The sequence below is a fragment of the Longivirga aurantiaca genome, from assembly GCF_042660085.1.
Classification (GTDB): domain Bacteria; phylum Actinomycetota; class Actinomycetes; order S36-B12; family CAIYMF01; genus Longivirga; species Longivirga aurantiaca.
This window is the reverse complement of sequence record NZ_JBHSTI010000008.1, coordinates 1,873,041-1,888,970: the sequence shown is the minus strand read 5'-3', so window position 1 is coordinate 1,888,970 and position 15,930 is coordinate 1,873,041. Positions and strand designations below refer to the sequence as shown.

The 15,930-nt window shown below is 72.6% G+C and carries 15 protein-coding genes and 1 pseudogene; 10 read left to right on the top strand and 6 right to left on the bottom strand.

Annotation, left to right across the window (positions count from 1 at the left end; genetic code table 11):
- Nucleotides 1-46: 46 nt before the first annotated feature.
- Entirely contained in the window at nucleotides 47-1,840 is a 1,794-nt protein-coding gene (locus ACFQGU_RS12950) for an AMP-dependent synthetase/ligase (protein ID WP_386767305.1), read from the bottom strand.
- Nucleotides 1,841-1,946: 106 nt separating this feature from the next.
- On the opposite strand from ACFQGU_RS12950, the gene ACFQGU_RS12945 reads away from it, so the two are divergent.
- The 7 genes and pseudogenes from ACFQGU_RS12945 (at nucleotide 1,947) to ACFQGU_RS12915 (ending at nucleotide 6,935) form a co-directional block, all read left to right on the top strand.
- Nucleotides 1,947-2,363, top strand: a complete 417-nt coding sequence (locus ACFQGU_RS12945; protein ID WP_386767303.1) for a polyketide cyclase / dehydrase and lipid transport — start codon at nucleotides 1,947-1,949, stop codon at nucleotides 2,361-2,363.
- Between the two features lie 62 nt (nucleotides 2,364-2,425).
- A complete protein-coding gene (locus tag ACFQGU_RS12940) occupies nucleotides 2,426-2,935 on the top strand; it encodes a hypothetical protein (protein WP_386767301.1) in 510 nt (169 codons plus the stop codon).
- Between the two features lie 43 nt (nucleotides 2,936-2,978).
- Nucleotides 2,979-3,758, top strand: a complete 780-nt coding sequence (locus ACFQGU_RS12935; protein WP_386767299.1) for a metallophosphoesterase family protein — start codon at nucleotides 2,979-2,981, stop codon at nucleotides 3,756-3,758.
- A 51-nt stretch (nucleotides 3,759-3,809) separates the two neighbouring features.
- Nucleotides 3,810-4,253: an SRPBCC family protein gene (locus ACFQGU_RS12930; protein WP_386767297.1), complete on the top strand. Its 444-nt coding sequence runs from the start codon at nucleotides 3,810-3,812 to the stop codon at nucleotides 4,251-4,253.
- Between the two features lie 48 nt (nucleotides 4,254-4,301).
- Entirely contained in the window at nucleotides 4,302-5,525 is a 1,224-nt protein-coding gene (locus ACFQGU_RS12925; RefSeq protein ID WP_386767295.1) for an ArsA family ATPase, read from the top strand.
- Nucleotides 5,522-5,962: a hypothetical protein gene (locus tag ACFQGU_RS12920; protein WP_386767293.1), complete on the top strand. Its 441-nt coding sequence runs from the start codon at nucleotides 5,522-5,524 to the stop codon at nucleotides 5,960-5,962. Before ACFQGU_RS12925 ends, ACFQGU_RS12920 begins: the two co-directional genes overlap by 4 nt.
- Nucleotides 5,963-5,965: 3 nt before the next feature.
- A pseudogene (locus ACFQGU_RS12915) lies at nucleotides 5,966-6,935 on the top strand (ROK family glucokinase).
- Nucleotides 6,936-6,975: 40 nt separating this feature from the next.
- On the opposite strand, the gene ACFQGU_RS12910 reads toward ACFQGU_RS12915, so the two are convergent.
- From ACFQGU_RS12910 to ACFQGU_RS12895, 4 genes are all read right to left on the bottom strand, one after another.
- Complete coding sequence (locus ACFQGU_RS12910) at nucleotides 6,976-8,364, bottom strand: TadE/TadG family type IV pilus assembly protein (protein WP_386767291.1); 1,389 nt, start codon at nucleotides 8,362-8,364, stop codon at nucleotides 6,976-6,978.
- On the bottom strand, nucleotides 8,346-8,888 hold the full coding sequence (locus ACFQGU_RS12905; RefSeq protein WP_386767289.1) for a TadE/TadG family type IV pilus assembly protein: 543 nt from the start codon (nucleotides 8,886-8,888) through the stop codon (nucleotides 8,346-8,348). The genes ACFQGU_RS12910 and ACFQGU_RS12905 overlap by 19 nt, the downstream gene beginning before the upstream one ends.
- A gap of 207 nt (nucleotides 8,889-9,095) precedes the next feature.
- Nucleotides 9,096-9,932, bottom strand: coding sequence for a hypothetical protein (locus ACFQGU_RS12900; protein WP_386767287.1), 837 nt, complete (start codon nucleotides 9,930-9,932; stop codon nucleotides 9,096-9,098).
- A gap of 10 nt (nucleotides 9,933-9,942) precedes the next feature.
- Nucleotides 9,943-10,704 carry an alpha/beta hydrolase gene (locus tag ACFQGU_RS12895; RefSeq protein ID WP_386767285.1) on the bottom strand — a complete coding sequence of 254 codons (762 nt, stop codon included), beginning with the start codon at nucleotides 10,702-10,704 and terminating at the stop codon, nucleotides 9,943-9,945.
- Nucleotides 10,705-10,904: 200 nt separating this feature from the next.
- On the opposite strand from ACFQGU_RS12895, the gene ACFQGU_RS12890 reads away from it, so the two are divergent.
- A complete protein-coding gene (locus tag ACFQGU_RS12890) occupies nucleotides 10,905-11,645 on the top strand; it encodes a lysophospholipid acyltransferase family protein (RefSeq protein ID WP_386767283.1) in 741 nt (246 codons plus the stop codon).
- 59 nt (nucleotides 11,646-11,704) lie between these two features.
- Here ACFQGU_RS12890 and glpK read toward each other — a convergent pair whose 3' ends face one another.
- Nucleotides 11,705-13,189 carry a glycerol kinase GlpK gene (gene glpK / locus ACFQGU_RS12885; protein WP_386767281.1) on the bottom strand — a complete coding sequence of 495 codons (1,485 nt, stop codon included), beginning with the start codon at nucleotides 13,187-13,189 and terminating at the stop codon, nucleotides 11,705-11,707.
- 218 nt (nucleotides 13,190-13,407) lie between these two features.
- Between glpK and ACFQGU_RS12880 the strand changes: the two genes are divergently transcribed.
- On the top strand, nucleotides 13,408-14,433 hold the full coding sequence (locus ACFQGU_RS12880) for a 6-phosphofructokinase (RefSeq protein WP_386767279.1): 1,026 nt from the start codon (nucleotides 13,408-13,410) through the stop codon (nucleotides 14,431-14,433).
- A 145-nt stretch (nucleotides 14,434-14,578) separates the two neighbouring features.
- Nucleotides 14,579-15,916: a class II 3-deoxy-7-phosphoheptulonate synthase gene (locus ACFQGU_RS12875; protein ID WP_386767277.1), complete on the top strand. Its 1,338-nt coding sequence runs from the start codon at nucleotides 14,579-14,581 to the stop codon at nucleotides 15,914-15,916.
- Nucleotides 15,917-15,930: the final 14 nt, after the last annotated feature.

Sequence of the window (15,930 nt, the reverse complement as noted above, 5' to 3'; positions counted from 1 at the left end):
GCGGCCGCGGGGCGCGTCGGTGTGGTGCGTACGGGCTAGGCGTCGCCTACACGTAGAGCGACTCCACCTCACCGCCGAACTCCTTCATCACGACCCCTCGGCGCAGCTTCATCGACGGCGTGAGCTCGCCCGTGGCCTCGGTCCAGTCGACGGTGAGCACCCGGAAGCGGCGGATCGACTCGGCCTGCGAGACGGCTTTGTTGGCCTCGTCCACCGCCCGCTGGAGCTCGGCGACGAGGTCAGGGTCGGAGGCGAGCTCGGCCGCGGTCAGCGAGGGGTCCTTCCCGTTCTGCGCGACCCACGAGGGGAGGGACTCGGGGTCGAGGGTGATGAGCGCGCCGATGTAGGGCTTGTTGTCGCCGACGACCATGCACTGGCTCACGAGCCAGTGGGCCCGGACGCGGTCCTCGAGGACGGCCGGAGCCACGTTCTTGCCCCCGGCGGTGACGAGCAGCTCCTTCTTGCGCCCGGTGATCGACAGGTATCCGTCGGCGTCGAGCTCGCCGAGATCGCCGGTACGGAACCAGCCGTCCTCCTGCAGCACCTCGGCGCTCGCCGTGGGGTTGTTGTAGTAGCCGCGGAACACGTGCGGTCCGCGCAGCAGCACCTCGCCGTCGTCGGCGATCGCCACCCCGGCCCCGGGGAACGGCCGGCCCACCGAGCCGACGCGCAGCATGGTCGGCCGGTTGACGGTGGTCGCCCCGGCCGTCTCGGTGAGGCCGTACCCCTCCAGGATCGTGACGCCGATCCCGCGGAAGAAGTGGCCGAGCCGGTCGCCGAGCGGCGCCCCGCCCGACACCGCCCACTGCACGCGTCCGCCGAGGGCAGTGCGCAGCTTGGAGTAGACGAGCCGGTCGAACAGCGCGTGCCGCACGCGCAGACCGACGCCGACGGAGCCGGAGTCGAGCGCACGGCTGTACTCCTCGGCCGTGTGCGCGGCCTTGTCGAAGATCGAGCCCTTGCCCGCCGCGATGGCCTTCTGCTGGGCGCCGTTGAACACCTTCTCGAACACGCGCGGCACGGCGAGCAGGAACGTGGGGCGGAAGCCGGGCAGGTCCTCGGTGAGCTTGGTCGGGTCGGGCGCGTGCCCGAGGTTGACCCGGCCGTGGATGCACGCCACCTCGATGATGCGGCCGAACACGTGCGCGAGCGGGAGGAACAGCAGCGTGGAGGCCCCGGGCTGCTTGAAGACCTCCGGCGTGGCGGCGACGACGTTCTCGGCCTCGAACGCGAAGTTGCCGTGGGTCAGCTCGCAGCCCTTCGGGCGGCCCGTGGTGCCCGAGGTGTAGATGATCGTCGCCAGGTCGTCGGCGCCGGCGGAGGTGCGCCGAGCCTCGAGCTCGTCGTCGGCGATGCCGGTGCCCTGGCTGGCGAGGGTGTCGAGGCCGCCGTCGTCGAACACGTGCACGTCGCGCACGCCCGGCAGCCGGTCGGACACCTCGGCGAAGAGGTCGACGTGTCGTGACGACTCGAGGAACACCGCCACCGCCCCGGAGTCGGACAGGATCCACTCGACCTGCTCCGCCGAGGACGTCTCGTAGATCGGCACGACGACGGCCCCGGCCCACCACACGGCGTAGTCGGCGACGGTCCACTCGTAGCGGGTGCGGCTCATGATGGCGACCCGGTCGCCGGGCGACACCCCGGTCGCGACCAGTCCGCGGGCGACCGCGCGCACCTCCTCGGCGAAGCGGGCGGCCGTCACCGGGATCCAGGTGCCGCCGACGCGTCGGGACAGCGCCACCCCGTCCGGCGCCTCGGCGGCGTGCCGCACGACGTCGTCGGTCAGCCGTACCGACAAGGGGACGGGGACAAGGGCCGGTTCGTGGTGCTCGCGCACGATCTCCTCCTGGGGGGACGCGTGAGTAACTAAGGACACCCTAAGTTGTCCGTGTGATCCACGCCACGCGACACGGCGGATGCGCGCAGCGTGCCAGGATCGGCCCGTGCCGGCCGTGGATCTGGTGGACGAGACGTTCGTGGTGGCCGACCGGGCCGTGCTGGCGGCCGAGGTCGCCGACCCGGCGTCCTGGGCCCGCTGGTGGCCCGAGCTCGCGCTCACGGTGTTCATGGACCGCGGCCTCGACGGGATCCGGTGGTCGGTGTCCGGCGAGGCGTGGTGCGGCTCCCTCGAGATCTGGCTCGAACCGATGGGCGACGGCGTCCTCGTGCACCACTACGCGCGCCTCGACCCGGTCGACCGGGCCACGGGCGGCCCGCTCCCGCTCCCGGCCGATCCCCGGGGCCGGCGTCGCGCGGCCCGGGCACGGGCCCGCAGGGCGCGGCGCTGGAAGCAGTCGGTGTGGGAGCTGAAGGACCGCCTCGAGCGCGACCGGCGCCCGGGGCAGGCGCGAGCCTCCTGACGGAGCGCAGAAGCCGCGGACGGGAGGTCAAGCCGACCCGCTGCGCTGCCGATGACGTGATCGTGCCGATCCAGTCACGCTGCCCCTCGTGCGCAGCCGCCGTCCCCACGGGCGCGGCGTGGTGCTCGCTGTGCCACGCCGACCTGCGCGCGCGCCGTGAGCCGCGCGCTGCGGCGCATCCGGTCGACGACGTCCTCCCCGACCTGACCGGTGCCACCCGCTCCGGCGGCACGGAGGGCGACGAGCCCGTCGGCCGTCGCGAGGCGGGCAGGCACGCGAAGCAGCCGGCGCCCGTCGGCCGTCGCCAGGCCGGCGCCCGGGTGGACACGATCGATCGTTCCGCGGACCTCGAGGGCCTCGACATCCCGACCGGCGAGGTCCGTCCGGAGCAGGTGGACGAGCTCGCGGACCAGATGCTGGCGCGGCTCGCCGTCACCGAGCGCCGCCAGCGGATGTTCGACCCCGACGACGTCCCGGGCGGCCGGTGGACCGTGGCGCTCGTGGGCGGCACGCTCACGCTGCTGCTGATGCTGTCGGTCTTCGCGGTCCTCGGAGCCCTGCTCAGCCGCTGAGGCCGTCGGGCGCCCTCGTCCGCGTGCTCGTAGGGTCGTCCCTGTGCGGGTCCACGTGGTGAGCGACGTCCACGCGCGGACCGATGCCCTCGCCCGTTCCGGCGACGGCGCCGACGCCCTGATCTGCCTCGGCGACCTCGTGCTCTTCCTCGACTACGAGGACTTCCACCAGGGGATCTTCCCGACCCTCTTCGGCGCCGAGCGCACGCGCACCTTCGTCGAGCTCCGGACCGCGGGCCGGTTCGAGGACGCCCGCTCGCTCGCCTCCGGCTGGTGGGACCAGGTGATCGCGGCCGAGGGTCGCGAGCGGCACACGCTGGTGCAGGAGCTCGTCGACGCGCAGTACGCCGAGATGTTCGCCGCGATGCCGACGCCGGCGTACCTCACGTACGGCAACGTCGACCTCCCGGCGCTCTGGGCCCGGCACCTCCGTCCTGGGCACACCGTGCTCGACGGCGAGGTGGCCGACATCGGCGGGCTGCGGTTCGGCTTCGTCGGCGGCGGGCTGCTGAGTCCCATGCGCACGCCGTACGAGCTCGACGAGGATTCGTTCGCCGCCAAGGTCGAGGCGCTCGGCGAGGTCGACGTGCTCTGCGCGCACATCCCGCCGGCGCTCCCCGAGCTCTGCTACGACGTGGTCGCGCGGCGGTTCGAGGTGGGGAGCCGGGCGATCCTCGAGCACGTGCGGCGCACCCAGCCCCGCGCGGTCCTGTTCGGGCACGTCCACCAGCCGCTCGCGCGCCGCGCGCGGATCGGCAGGACCGAGTGCGTCAACGTCGGGCACTTCCGGGCCGGACGCACCCCGTTCGCGCTCAGCTGGTGACCTTCGCGCGTCCCTGCTCCGTGGCGCGCCGCGCGGGGTAAGGTCCGCGCCATGGCTGACCGCACCGAGTCGAGCATCGTCATCGCCGCCGCCCCCGCCGCCGTCATGGCCGTGATCGCGGACCTCAGGAAGTACCCCGAGTGGAGCGACGGCGTGAAGTCCGTGACCGTGCTCACCGAGTACGAGGACGGACGTCCCGCCGACGCGCGCTTCGTGGTGGACGCGGGAGCGATCAAGGACACCTACGAGCTGGAGTACGACTGGGCCGACGACGACTCGTCAGTCGCCTGGGCGCTCACCACCGGGCAGATGCTCAAGGCCCTCGACGGCGTCTACGAGCTGACCGGCAACGGCGACGGCACCACCACCGTCGTCTACAAGCTCTCGGTCGACGTGAGCATCCCGATGATCGGGATGATCAAGCGCAAGGCCGAGAAGGTCATCGTCGACACCGCGCTGCGCGGCCTCAAGGAGCGGGTCGAGGGCTCGGGCTGACGCGGCGGTCCCGCGAGGGACCCGCGCCGGACCGGGTAGGTTCGTGCCGTGCGCGTACTCCTGGTCGCAGGCAAGGGCGGTGTCGGCAAGACGACCGTCGCCGCCGCGACGGCGCTCGCGGCAGCCCGTGCCGGGCGCCGCACCCTGGTGGTGAGCACCGATCCCGCGCACTCCCTCGCCGATGCCCTCGGTCTCGTGGCCGGCCCGGCGCAGGTGCGCGACTGGCGTGCGGCCGGCGTGCCGGCGCCGGTGCCGGGAGCCCCCGGCCAGCTGGACGTCCTGCAGATCGACGCGCGCGCCCGGGTCGACGAGTCGTGGACCGCGGTGCGCCGCGTCGTCGGCGGCCTGCTGGCCGGCGCCGGCGTCGACCCGCTGGTCGCGGAGGAGATCGCGACCGTCCCGGGCATCGAGGACGTGCTCGCCCTGCTCGACGTCGCTGCGCACGCCCCGTCGTACGACGCCGTCGTGGTCGACTGCGCACCGACCGCCGAGACCCTGCGGCTCCTCGCGCTGCCCGAGGCGCTCGACCGGCTGGTGCGCCGCGGGCTCCCGGTCGAGAACCGCATCGTGCGCCTGCTGACCGGTCAGGGCTTCGCGCCCGAGACGGCCGCGGCCCTCGACGCCCTCGACGACCTCGCCGCGAGGCTCATGGCCGTGCGCGAGCTCCTCACCGGTCCCGAGGCCGCGGTGCGCCTCGTGACGACGCCCGAGAAGGTCGTCCTCGCCGAGACCGCCCGGGCGCGCACCACCCTCGCGCTCCTCGGCCACCACGTCGAGAGCGTCGTGGTCAACCGCGTCGCCTCGGGCCCGGCCTGGCCCCCGGCGCTCGTCGAGCGTCACCGCGACGCCCTGCTCGCGGCCCGCGACCGGTTCGCGGCGCTGCCGGTGCGGCACGCGCCGTACACCGAGGCCGAGCCGGTCGGGGTCGAGGCGCTGCTGGCCGTCGCCGACGTCGTGCTCTCCGGCTCCGACCCGCTCGACCTCGGCGCGGTCCGAGCCGTCGCGGGCCTGGTGAGCGACGACGACCTCTGGCGCTTCGACCTCCCGATGCCCGGTGCCCGCATCGACGACGTCGACCTGTCCGTCACCGAGGAGGGGGACCTCGTCGTCGACCTCGGCCCGCACCGGCGGGTGGTGACGCTTCCGCCGCTGCTGCAGCGCTGCGAGCTCGACGGCGCCTCGCTCGACCTCACCGACCAGGGCAGCGTGCTGCGGGTGCGGTTCCGGCCCGATGCCGACCAGTGGTCGTCGACCCTCGGAGGCACCGCATGAGCGACGACGCCCCTCGCGCCGGGGCCGAGGCCGCCCGGCTGGTGGCGGCGGCCCAGGAGTGGCTCCGCACCGCGGCGCCGCACCTCGCCCCCGTGGACGACGACGGGCGCACCTGCTCCTGCCCGGTGTGCCGTGGCATCGCCCGGCTGCGCGAGGGCGACCCCGACACCGTGGCGCGGTGGGTGGACGGAGCGGTCGCGGCCTTCGAGCACGTCGTGTCCGAGGCCGCCGCAGGAAGGGCCCCGGCCGCGGCGACGGCGACGGACGCGTCCGACGCCGGGCCCGGCGAGGAGCCGCACGAGGACGCACGGCACGATGACGCCGGGGACGACGGCGCCGGGCACGGTGCGCCGACGTCCCGCAGGGTCCGCCGAGTCCCTCTCGACGAGCCCGGCACAGCAGCGCCAGCACGCCCGCAGACCGCTCGGGAGGAATGAGCCATGTCCCTGACCATCGGGGTCGACATCGGCGGTACCAAGATCGCCGGCGGCCTGGTCGACGAGGCCGGCACGATCCTGCACCGGGCGCGCCGCGACACTCCCGCGCGGTCGACGTCGGCCATCGCGGAGGCGATCGTCGAGGTGGCCGTCGAGCTCGCGGCGCTGGCCACGACGAGCGGGCTCGGTGCCGTGGAGTCGGTCGGTCTCGGCGCGGCCGGGCTCGTGGACGAGACGCGTCAGATCGTGCGCTTCGCCCCGAACCTCAGCTGGGCCGAGGAGCCGCTCGCGGCACAGGTGAGCGCAGGCTGCGGCCTCCCCGTGGTGGTGGAGAACGATGCCAACGCAGCGGCCTGGGGGGAGTTCCGCTTCGGGGCGGGCCGCGCGGAGCACTCGCTCGTCATGGTCACGGTCGGCACGGGCATCGGCGGCGGCATCGTCCTGCGCAACCACCTCGTCCGGGGGGGCGTACGGCATGGCCGCGGAGTTCGGCCACCTCGGCCGCGTGCCCGACGGACGCCTGTGCGGCTGCGGCAAGCGGGGCTGCTGGGAGCAGTACGCGAGCGGCAACGCCCTGCTGCGCGAGGCGCGCGAGCTCGCGGCCGACCAGCGCGACCGGGCGTCCCTGCTCCTCTCGCTCGGGGACGGGACGCCGGAGGGCGTGAAGGGCAAGCACGTGACATCGGCCGCCCGGCAGGGCGACCCGGTGGCCCTCGAGGCCTTCGACCACATCGGCCGGTGGCTCGGTACCGGGCTCGCCGACGTCGCGGCCCTGCTCGACCCGGCCATGTTCGTGATCGGCGGCGGCGTGTCCGAGGCCGGCGACCTGCTGCTGCTGCCCACCCGGGCCGCGTTCGAGTCGAGCCTCGTCGCACGCAAGCACCGCCCGCTGGCGTCGGTGGTCATGGCGCAACTCGGGAACGACGCCGGCGTGGTCGGCGCCGCCGACCTCGCCCGCACCCTCGACGACTAGTCCGTCGTCGAGGGCGGCGTCACCGCTCGGGTCGTACGGGTCAGCGCCAGAGCTGGACGGTGCCGACGCAGTCCGCGCGCGTGAGCGTGCAGGGCGCGGCCGTGGTGCCCGTGCTGTAGCTGCTGACGTAGTTCACGTACTGGAACTGGATGTGGTCGATCGGCTGGTTGCCGTTGCCGAGCGGCACGAAGCCCGGCGTGGTGGTCGTGAGGTTGCCGCTCACCGCCACCGACACGTTGTTGACCGCAGCCTTGGCCTTGTCACCGTTCCGCAGGGTGAGCGACTTCAGGTCGGCGCCGACCGAGACGATCGTGCCCGTCAGGGCGTTGCCGCCGTTGCCTGCGCCGGGGACGGACACCGAGAGCCCCACCCAGGCCGCGTCGTAGACCGCCGTGGCGCTCGTGATGACGTTGGCGTTGTTGGCCATCGACCCGATGACGGTGGCCGCGAACGGCACGGTCTGGGTGGTTCCGGCGGGATTGACCCAGCACGTGCTGGTGGCGCCCGTGGTCGTGTCGGTGTTGTACGTGGTGTTGGCGTACAGGATCCCGCAGATCTTGACCGAGGCGACGCCCACCGCGTTGAAGCTGGCGTTGTTGCCGCCGCCGGTGTTGAAGCCGCTGACGCTGGGGAGCAGGACCACCTGGCCGATGAGGCTGGTGAACGCGTTGCCGAGCGCGTTGGAGTTGCTCACGCCGGGGTCGGCGGGCAGGACCGGGTCGGGGATGTTGACGACGCCGGGGTAGCCGTTGAGGGTCCAGTCGGCGAGGTCGCCGGCTGCGTTGTTGCCGCCGTTGAAGTCGACGCCGCCCCAGTTGCCCGGTGCGGTCGTCCCGCAGACGCCGACCTCCTGGTTGTCCAGCCCGGTCCAGTACGTGGTGTTCAGGCTCTGCGACGAGGCCTGCACGACGTTGTTGCAGATGGCCCAGGGTCGAAGGCCGCCCCCGGTGGGCATGCGCTGGAAGCGCGCCGTGGCGTAGGAGTTGGGCGACATCGAGCCGATGCCGATCACGCCCGCGATCGCGGTCTTGACGGTACGGCTGTTGGTGATCGTGACGTCGATGGCCGTGGTGCCGACGCAGGAGACGGTGACCGTGTCGACGGCCTCGTCGGCACCCACCTTGGTGTTGTCACCGTTGATGCGCGTGGCCTCGGTGCGCGCGATCTGGGTCGCGTTGATCGCGGTGAGAGCTGCCGGGGTGCACGGCGTTCCGGTGGGGAAGGCGCCGCCGACCTTGGCCGCGGCGGAGAGTGCGGCCGAGTCGACCGCGACGGAGAGCTGCCGTGCGTTGGCATAGGCGTTGGCGATGTCGACGGCGAACGCCGCCATCACGAGGAACACCGTCGCGAGGATCGCGACCAGGACTGCGACGGCTCCGCTGTCGCCGTCCCGTTCGCCCGTCGCCCGGGTCAGACCGAGAACTCGCATCGGTACACCGCCTTGGAGGTGAGCGTGATCGTCGTCGGGAACGGCGGGAACGAGACCGGGATCGTCGAGACGAGCTTGGCCTCCACGATCAGCGATCGCGCCGTGTTGGTCGTCGCGTCGTAGCTGCCCTTGCAGGGCACCTTCCCCGCGTTGGCCCCGAAGCTGGCCAGCACGAACGCGCTGCCGCACCCGTTGGAGTCGCTGCCCGTGCCCCAGTCCTGGGTGACCTTGATCTGGACGTCGGCGGGGTTGAGCGCGAGGCCCGACAGCTCGTTGCGCACGCTCGCCAGGATGCCGTCGCAGGTGCGGGGCGCAGACGGGTCGCCGACGACAGCACGTCGTGCGCCCTCGCGGACGGCGTTGTTGATCGAGACCTGCTGGCTGAACAGCACGCCGAAGTTGATGATCCCGAAGACGATGAGCAGCAGGAGGGGCACGACGAGCGCGAACTCGACGGCGGCTGCGCCGGAGTCGTCGCCCGCGAGGGAGCGACGTCGGGCGCGCGTCGGAGCAAGTCGCCTCATGAGGCCCCCTTCGGTCGTGGTCCCGCCGGGCGGCGGGGTGGCGCGGACGCCGCGCAGCGTGCGCTACGACGTACTTCGCCATAGTAGGGACGCTGCGTCACCAGCTCACGTTGCAGGGTGCAGCCATTCGGGCGATCTTTTCAGCCCCGGCACGACCGTGCGTGCGGGGGAGTCACTCTGCGTAGCGAGAATCGCCGATCGACGTCGCTACAGGACCGCGCCGTCGTCCCAGCCGTCGTCGTTGCGCGGCCGGTCGTGCATGCGCGCCACGAGGGTCGCGAACCCGCCGAGGAAGCTCATGATCGCGAGCAGGCTGACCCAGCTCTCGAGACCGATGCCGAACAGAGCCGCAAGGATCATCAGCGTCGGTCCGCCGATCAGCGCCGCCCAGGCCAGGCGGGTGACGCGGTCCGCCTCGGGCAGCGGCGGAGGAGGCGGCGGCACGAAGTGGCCCTCGTTGTCGTCGTAGGGGTCCACGGCGGGAGCGGGCTCGGCGGGCTCGGGGGAGCGGCGCGCAAGACGCGAGGAGAGCGGGGGCCGCGGGGCCGGGTCGCCCGCCTCGTCGGCCTTCTCGTCGTCCGGGGCGTCCTCGAGCACCGACCAGCGCGGCACCGGGTCGCTGGTGGCGGTGCCCCACCCGGCGACGATCCCGGCGAAGAGCGAGTCGACCTCGTCTGCGCCGAGCTCGTCGGCTCGCTGCCGGTCGCGCTCGGCGTCGGCCGCGGCGCGGGCGTCCTCGGCGTCCTCGCGGCGTGCCGCGTCGGCGTGGAAGTCGGCACGCAGGGCCGGCAGGGCGCGCGCGACCACGGACTGCGCGAGCAGCAGGTGATCGTGGTCGACGTGGACGCGCTCGGTCGGCCGCTTCGGAGGGGTCGTGGCGCGCGATGCCGTCCCGACGTCGCCCACCACCGGCTCGGCGAGCGCCGTGACACCGGCGTCGCGCAGGAGCTCGAGCACGTGGTCGGCGACCGGCGGGTCGACGTCGACGAGCGCGTCGTAGCGGGCGGCGCGGGGCAGCCCGTTGTCGCGACCGGTCGGCGTCATGGGACCAGTGTCACGCCTGGGCGGCGGAGCCCGCGACCCGGTGCACGAAGTCCACGGACGTCGTGAAGATCAGCTCGGCGTCGTGGTCGATCGTGGCCACGTGATAGCTGTTCTCGAGGACCACCTCGGTGACGTCCGTGCTCGCGACGTTGGCGAGGATCCACGCGGCGTTGCTGGGCTCGACGACGTGGTCCTCGCGCGAGCGCAGGAGCACGACCGGCACGGTGACCGAGCGGATGTCGGCCCGGATGTCCTTCCAGGCGCTCTGCAGGGAGTAGAAGCACTGCAGCGGCATCTTCTCGTAGGCGCCCTCGTCGACCCCGGGCTTCTTGATGTCGTTGCGGATGCCGGGGAACGCCTTCACGAGGTGACGCAGGACAGGCAGCAGCACGGCTTCCTTGCGCTCGGTGTGCACCGCGGGGTTCACGAGCACGATGCCTGCGATGTCGGCGCCCCGGCGCTCCGCGAGACGCAGGGCGAGGGACCCGCCCATCGACAGGCCCATGACGAAGACCTGCTCGCAGCGCGACAGGAGCGAGGTGAGCACGCGGTCGACCTCGGCGTACCAGTCCTCCCAGCGGGTGACGGACATGTCCTGCCACGTGGTGCCGTGGCCGGGGAGGCGTGGCATCTCCACCGTGAAGCCTGCCTCGACCAGGTGCTCGGCCCACGGGCGCATCGACTTCGGCGACGAGGTGAAGCCGTGGATCACGAGCACGCCGATGGGGCCGCCGTCGTGCGAGAGGGGCTCGGCTCCGGGGATCAGCGGCACAGGGGGACTCCTGGGGGACGGGGCGGCCGGGGCCGTCGGCGATCGGCTCGAGAGGGTGCGAGGGTGACGCTACCGCCGGGTTGCGTTGCTCGGGGGCAGGTCAGCGCCGTACTGTCGGCGTCGCGGCCCTGACCAGCAGGGACGCGGGCCCCACGGGTCGCGGCCCCAGATCGATCGAGACGGGGAGGAGGAGACGGCCGGTGTTCTACTGGGTGTGCAAGTACATCCTCATCGGTCCGCTGCTCCGCCTCCTGTTCCGCCCCCAGGTCGTGGGCCTCGAGCACCTGCCCGAGGACGGCGCGGCGATCCTCGCCGGCAACCACCTGTCGTTCTCCGACTCGATCTTCCTTCCGATGGTGTGCAAGCGGAAGATCACGTTCCTGGCCAAGAGCGACTACTTCCACACGCCCGGCTTCAAGGGCTGGCTGACCAAGCTCTTCATGTCCGCCGTCGGCCAGGTGCCCGTGGACCGCTCGGGCGGCAAGGCGTCGGAGGCTGCGCTGCGCACCGGGCTGCGCGTGCTCGACGGCGGTGCGCTGCTCGGCATCTACCCCGAGGGCACCCGCTCGCCCGACGGCCGTCTCTACCGGGGCAAGACCGGTGTCGCGCGGATGGCGCTCGAGGCCGGCGTGCCCGTCATCCCGTGCGCGATGGTCAACACGCACCTCATCCAGCCGCCCGGGCGCGTGCGCCCGAGGATCATGCGGGTCAAGATCGCGATCGGCGCACCGCTGGACTTCTCGCGCTACGAGGGCATGGCCAACGACCGCTTCGTGCTCCGCTCGATGACCGACGAGATCATGTACGAGCTCATGCAGCTCTCGGGCCAGGAGTACGTCGACATGTACGCCGCCAAGGCCAAGACGATGTCGGCCGACGCGGCGCTCGAGGTGGAGCAGCCCGACCCCGACGCGCTCCGCGCCTCCTCGTCCGCCGCCTGACCCGATTCGGTAGTGAGTTCTCGCGCTCTGCTGCGAGTTCTCACTACCAAGTCCGGGAACTAGAGCACGGCCCAGGACTTGCTGCGCTCGACCGCGACGCGCCAGCGCCGGTGCGCCCGGTCGTCGCGCGGCCCGGGCTCGAACTGGGCGTCGTGCTTGACCGTCCGCGCGATCTCCTCCTGGCTCGCCCACACGCCGGTCGCGAGGCCCGCGAGGAACGCCGCGCCGAGCCCCGTGGTCTCGAGCTGCGCGGCGCGCGCCACGGGTGCCTGGAGGGCGTCGGCCTGCAGCTGGCAGAGGAAGCCGTTGGCCGAGGCGCCGCCGTCGACCGAGAGCACGGCGAGCTCGAGCCCTCCCTCGCGGACCATGAGATCGACGACGTCGCGGACCTCCCACGCGATCGCCTCGAGGGTCGCGCGGACGATGTGCGCGCGGGTCGTGCCGCGGCTGATGCCGAGGATCGTGCCCCGGGCGTGCGGGTCCCAGTCGGGTGCGCCCAGGCCGGTGAGGGCGGGGACGAAGACGACGCCGCCCGAGTCGGGCACGCTCTGGGCGAGCGCCTCGGTCTCGGACGCGCTCGCGATGATCTCCAGCCCGTCCCGGAGCCACTGGATCGCGGCGCCCGTGACGAAGACCGAGCCCTCGAGGGCGTACTCGAGCCGGCCGTCGGGGTGCTGCCAGGCCACGGTGGTCAGCAGGCCGGTGGAGGACGCCACGGGCCTCTCGCCGGTGTTGACCAGCACGAACGACCCCGTGCCGTAGGTGCACTTGCTGGTGCCGACCTCGTAGCAGGCCTGGCCGAAGAGCGCGGCCTGCTGGTCGCCCGCGATGCCGGCGATCGGGAGGTCGAGGCCGAGGAACGTGGACGGGTCGGTGCGCCCGATGACGCCGTACGACGGGACGACCTCCGGCAGCGCGTCGATCGGCACGTGGAAGATGTCGCACAGCTCCTGGCTCCAGGCGCCGGCGTGGATGTCGTACAGCAGCGTGCGCGACGCGTTCGACGCGTCGGTGACGTGGTGCAGGCCGCGGGTCATCCGGGCGACGAGGTAGGAGTCGACCGTGCCGACCGCGGTGCGCCCCGAGGTCACGCTCGCCCACACGTGCGGCTCGTTCAGCGCGATCCAGGCCAGCTTTGTCGCGGTGAAGTAGGAGTCCAGGCGCAGGCCGGTGAGGGCGGCCACGCGCGGCTCGTGACCGTCCTCGCGCAGCTGGTCGCACAGCCCCGCCGTACGACGGTCCTGCCAGACGATCGCGCGGCGCGGCGAGCCGAGGGTCTCGCGGTCCCAGAGGACGGCGGTCTCGCGCTGGTTGGTGATGCCGACCGCGGTCGGCTGGTCGCCGTCCGGCCCGAGCGCGTCGAGCGCGGCCCGGACGGCCACGAGCGCCGCTTCCCAGATCTCGCGCGGCTCGTGCTCGACCCACCCCTCGGTGGGGAAGTGCTGCGGGAACTCGGAGTAGCCCCGCGCGACGATCTGCGCGTCGGCCGAGACGATGAGGGCGGTGACACCGGTCGTTCCGGCGTCGAGGGCGAGCACGCTCACGGGGGAGGACCTCCGGCTGGGGCGCGGGCCGCCGTCCCGCGGCCCTGGTCCGCGCACGGTAGCGCGAGCGCGCCCCGAGCGCGGTGTGTCGAGCGACTCGCCACCGGTCCGAGGGGGAGCGTGCACACGCTGCCATGGGTGCGGTTGGATAGGTCAGGTCAGGCGATGACAGTGCGGTCATGCCTCCCAGCCCTGTTCCCAACCGCATGAGGAGAACCATGCGCGTCGGTGTGCTGACCGGTGGCGGCGACTGCCCCGGTCTCAACGCAGTCATCCGAGCGGCCGTCCGTAAGGGCGTGACCGAGTACGGCTTCGAGTTCGTCGGGTTCCGTGACGGCTGGAAGGGCCCCCTCGAGGGCCTCACCATGCCGCTCGGCATCCCGCAGGTCCGCGGCATCCTGCCGCGCGGCGGCACGATCCTCGGCTCGAGCCGCACCAACCCCATCAAGATCGAGGGGGGTGTCGATCGGATCAAGGCCAACATGGACCAGGCCGGCGTCGACGCCCTCATCGCCATCGGCGGCGAGGACACCCTCGGCGTCGCGACCAAGCTCGACGAGCTCGGCGTGCCGGTCGTCGGCGTGCCGAAGACGATCGACAACGACCTCAACGCGACCGACTACACGTTCGGGTTCGACACCGCCGTGAACATCGCGTCCGAGGCCATCGACCGCCTCCACACCACGGCCGAGTCGCACCACCGCGTGCTCGTCGTCGAGGTCATGGGCCGTCACGCCGGCTGGATCGCCCTGCACGCGGGGATGTCCGGCGGCGCGAACGGCATCCTCATCCCCGAGGTGCCGTTCCACCTCGACGAGGTGGTCGGCTGGGTCGAGAGCCGCTTCCAGACCAACTACTCGCCGATCATCGTGGTGTCCGAGGGCGCGCTGCCCGCGGACGGCGAGATGGTCACCAAGGACCAGTCGCTCGACGCCTTCGGGCACGTGCGCCTGTCCGGCATCGGCGACTGGCTGGCCTCGGGCCTCGAGGCGCGCACCGGCAAGGAGGCCCGCGCCGTCGTGCTCGGGCACATCCAGCGCGGTGGTACGCCGACCGCGTTCGACCGCGTCCTCGCCACCCGCTTCGGCCTCTCGGCCATCGACGCGATCGCGGCCAAGGACTTCGGCAAGATGGTCGCGCTGCAGAGCACGAACATCGTCCGCGTCCCCTTCATCGAGGCGACCGGCGAGCTCAAGACCGTCCCGCTCGAGCGCTACGAGGAGGCCCGGCCGTTCTTCGGCTGAGCCACCGCACGCACACCACGAACGGCCCCCTTCGTCCGCGATGAAGGGGGCCTTCGTCGCCAAGAGCGCAACACTCCCGGCCTTCATCGACGCCACGGCGAGGCCTCCGTACAGCGGGCCGGCGGCGCGCAACTACCCTGGACGCATGGTGGACCACATCTCCTGGCCGGACCTGCCCGCGGCGCAGCAGCCCGTGTGGCCGGACGTCGACGCCCTCGGCACGGCCGTGGCGCAGCTGCGCACGCTGCCGCCGCTCGTGTTCGCGGGCGAGTGCGACAACCTGACCGGCCGACTGGCCCAGGCCGCCCGCGGCGAGGCGTTCGTGCTCATGGGCGGCGACTGCGCGGAGACGTTCGACACCGCGACCGCCGAGGACATCCGCGCCAAGCTCAAGACCGTCCTGCAGATGGCGATCGTGCTGACGTACGGCGCCTCGCTCCCGGTCGTCAAGGTCGGCCGCATGGCCGGCCAGTACTTCAAGCCGCGCAGCAAGGCGGTCGAGTCGCGCGACGGCGTCGAGATGACGTCGTACTACGGCGACGGCGTCAACGCACTGCCCTTCCAGGTCGACGGCCGCGTGCCCGACCCGCAGCGGCTCGTCCGCAGCTATCACACCGCCTCGGCCACGCTGAACCTCGTCCGTGCGTTCACCCAGGGCGGGTACGCCGACCTGCGGCAGGTCCACGCGTGGAACCAGGACTTCGTGGCCGAGACGCCCGCGGGCGACCGGTACGAGAAGGTCGCGGGCGAGATCGACCGCGCGCTCTCGTTCATGGCGGCGTGCGGCGCCGACCCCGAGGAGTTCAGGCGGGTCGAGTTCTACGCCGGCCACGAGGCGCTCGTGCTCGACTACGAGAAGGCCATGACGCGCATCGACTCGCGCACCGGCGACCTCTACGACGTCTCCGGCCACTTCGTGTGGATCGGCGAGCGCACCCGTCAGCTCGACGGCGCCCACGTCGACTTCGCCGCGCGCATCAGCAACCCGGTCGGCGTGAAGCTCGGCCCGACCACTACGCCGGAGTTCGCCGTCGAGCTCTGCGAGCGGCTCAACCCCGAGCGCGTCCCCGGCCGCCTCACGCTCATCACCCGCATGGGCGCGGGCACGATCCGCGAGGCGCTGCCCCCGATCGTCGAGAAGGTCACCGCGAGCGGCCACCCCGTCGTCTGGGTCTGCGACCCGATGCACGGCAACACGCGCGAGGCGGCGTCCGGCCACAAGACCCGGTCGTACGACGACGTCGCCGACGAGGTCCGCGGCTTCTTCGAGGTGCACAAGCAGCTCGGCACGTTCCCGGGCGGCATCCACGTCGAGCTCACGGGCGACGACGTCACCGAGTGCGTCGGCGGCACCGAGGGCGTCACCGAGGACCAGCTCGGCGACCGCTACGAGACCGCGTGCGACCCGCGGCTGAACCGCGTGCAGAGCCTCGAGCTCGCGTTCGACGTCGCCGACTTCCTGCTCGACCGTCCGCGTCCCTGACCTCCCGCACGGGG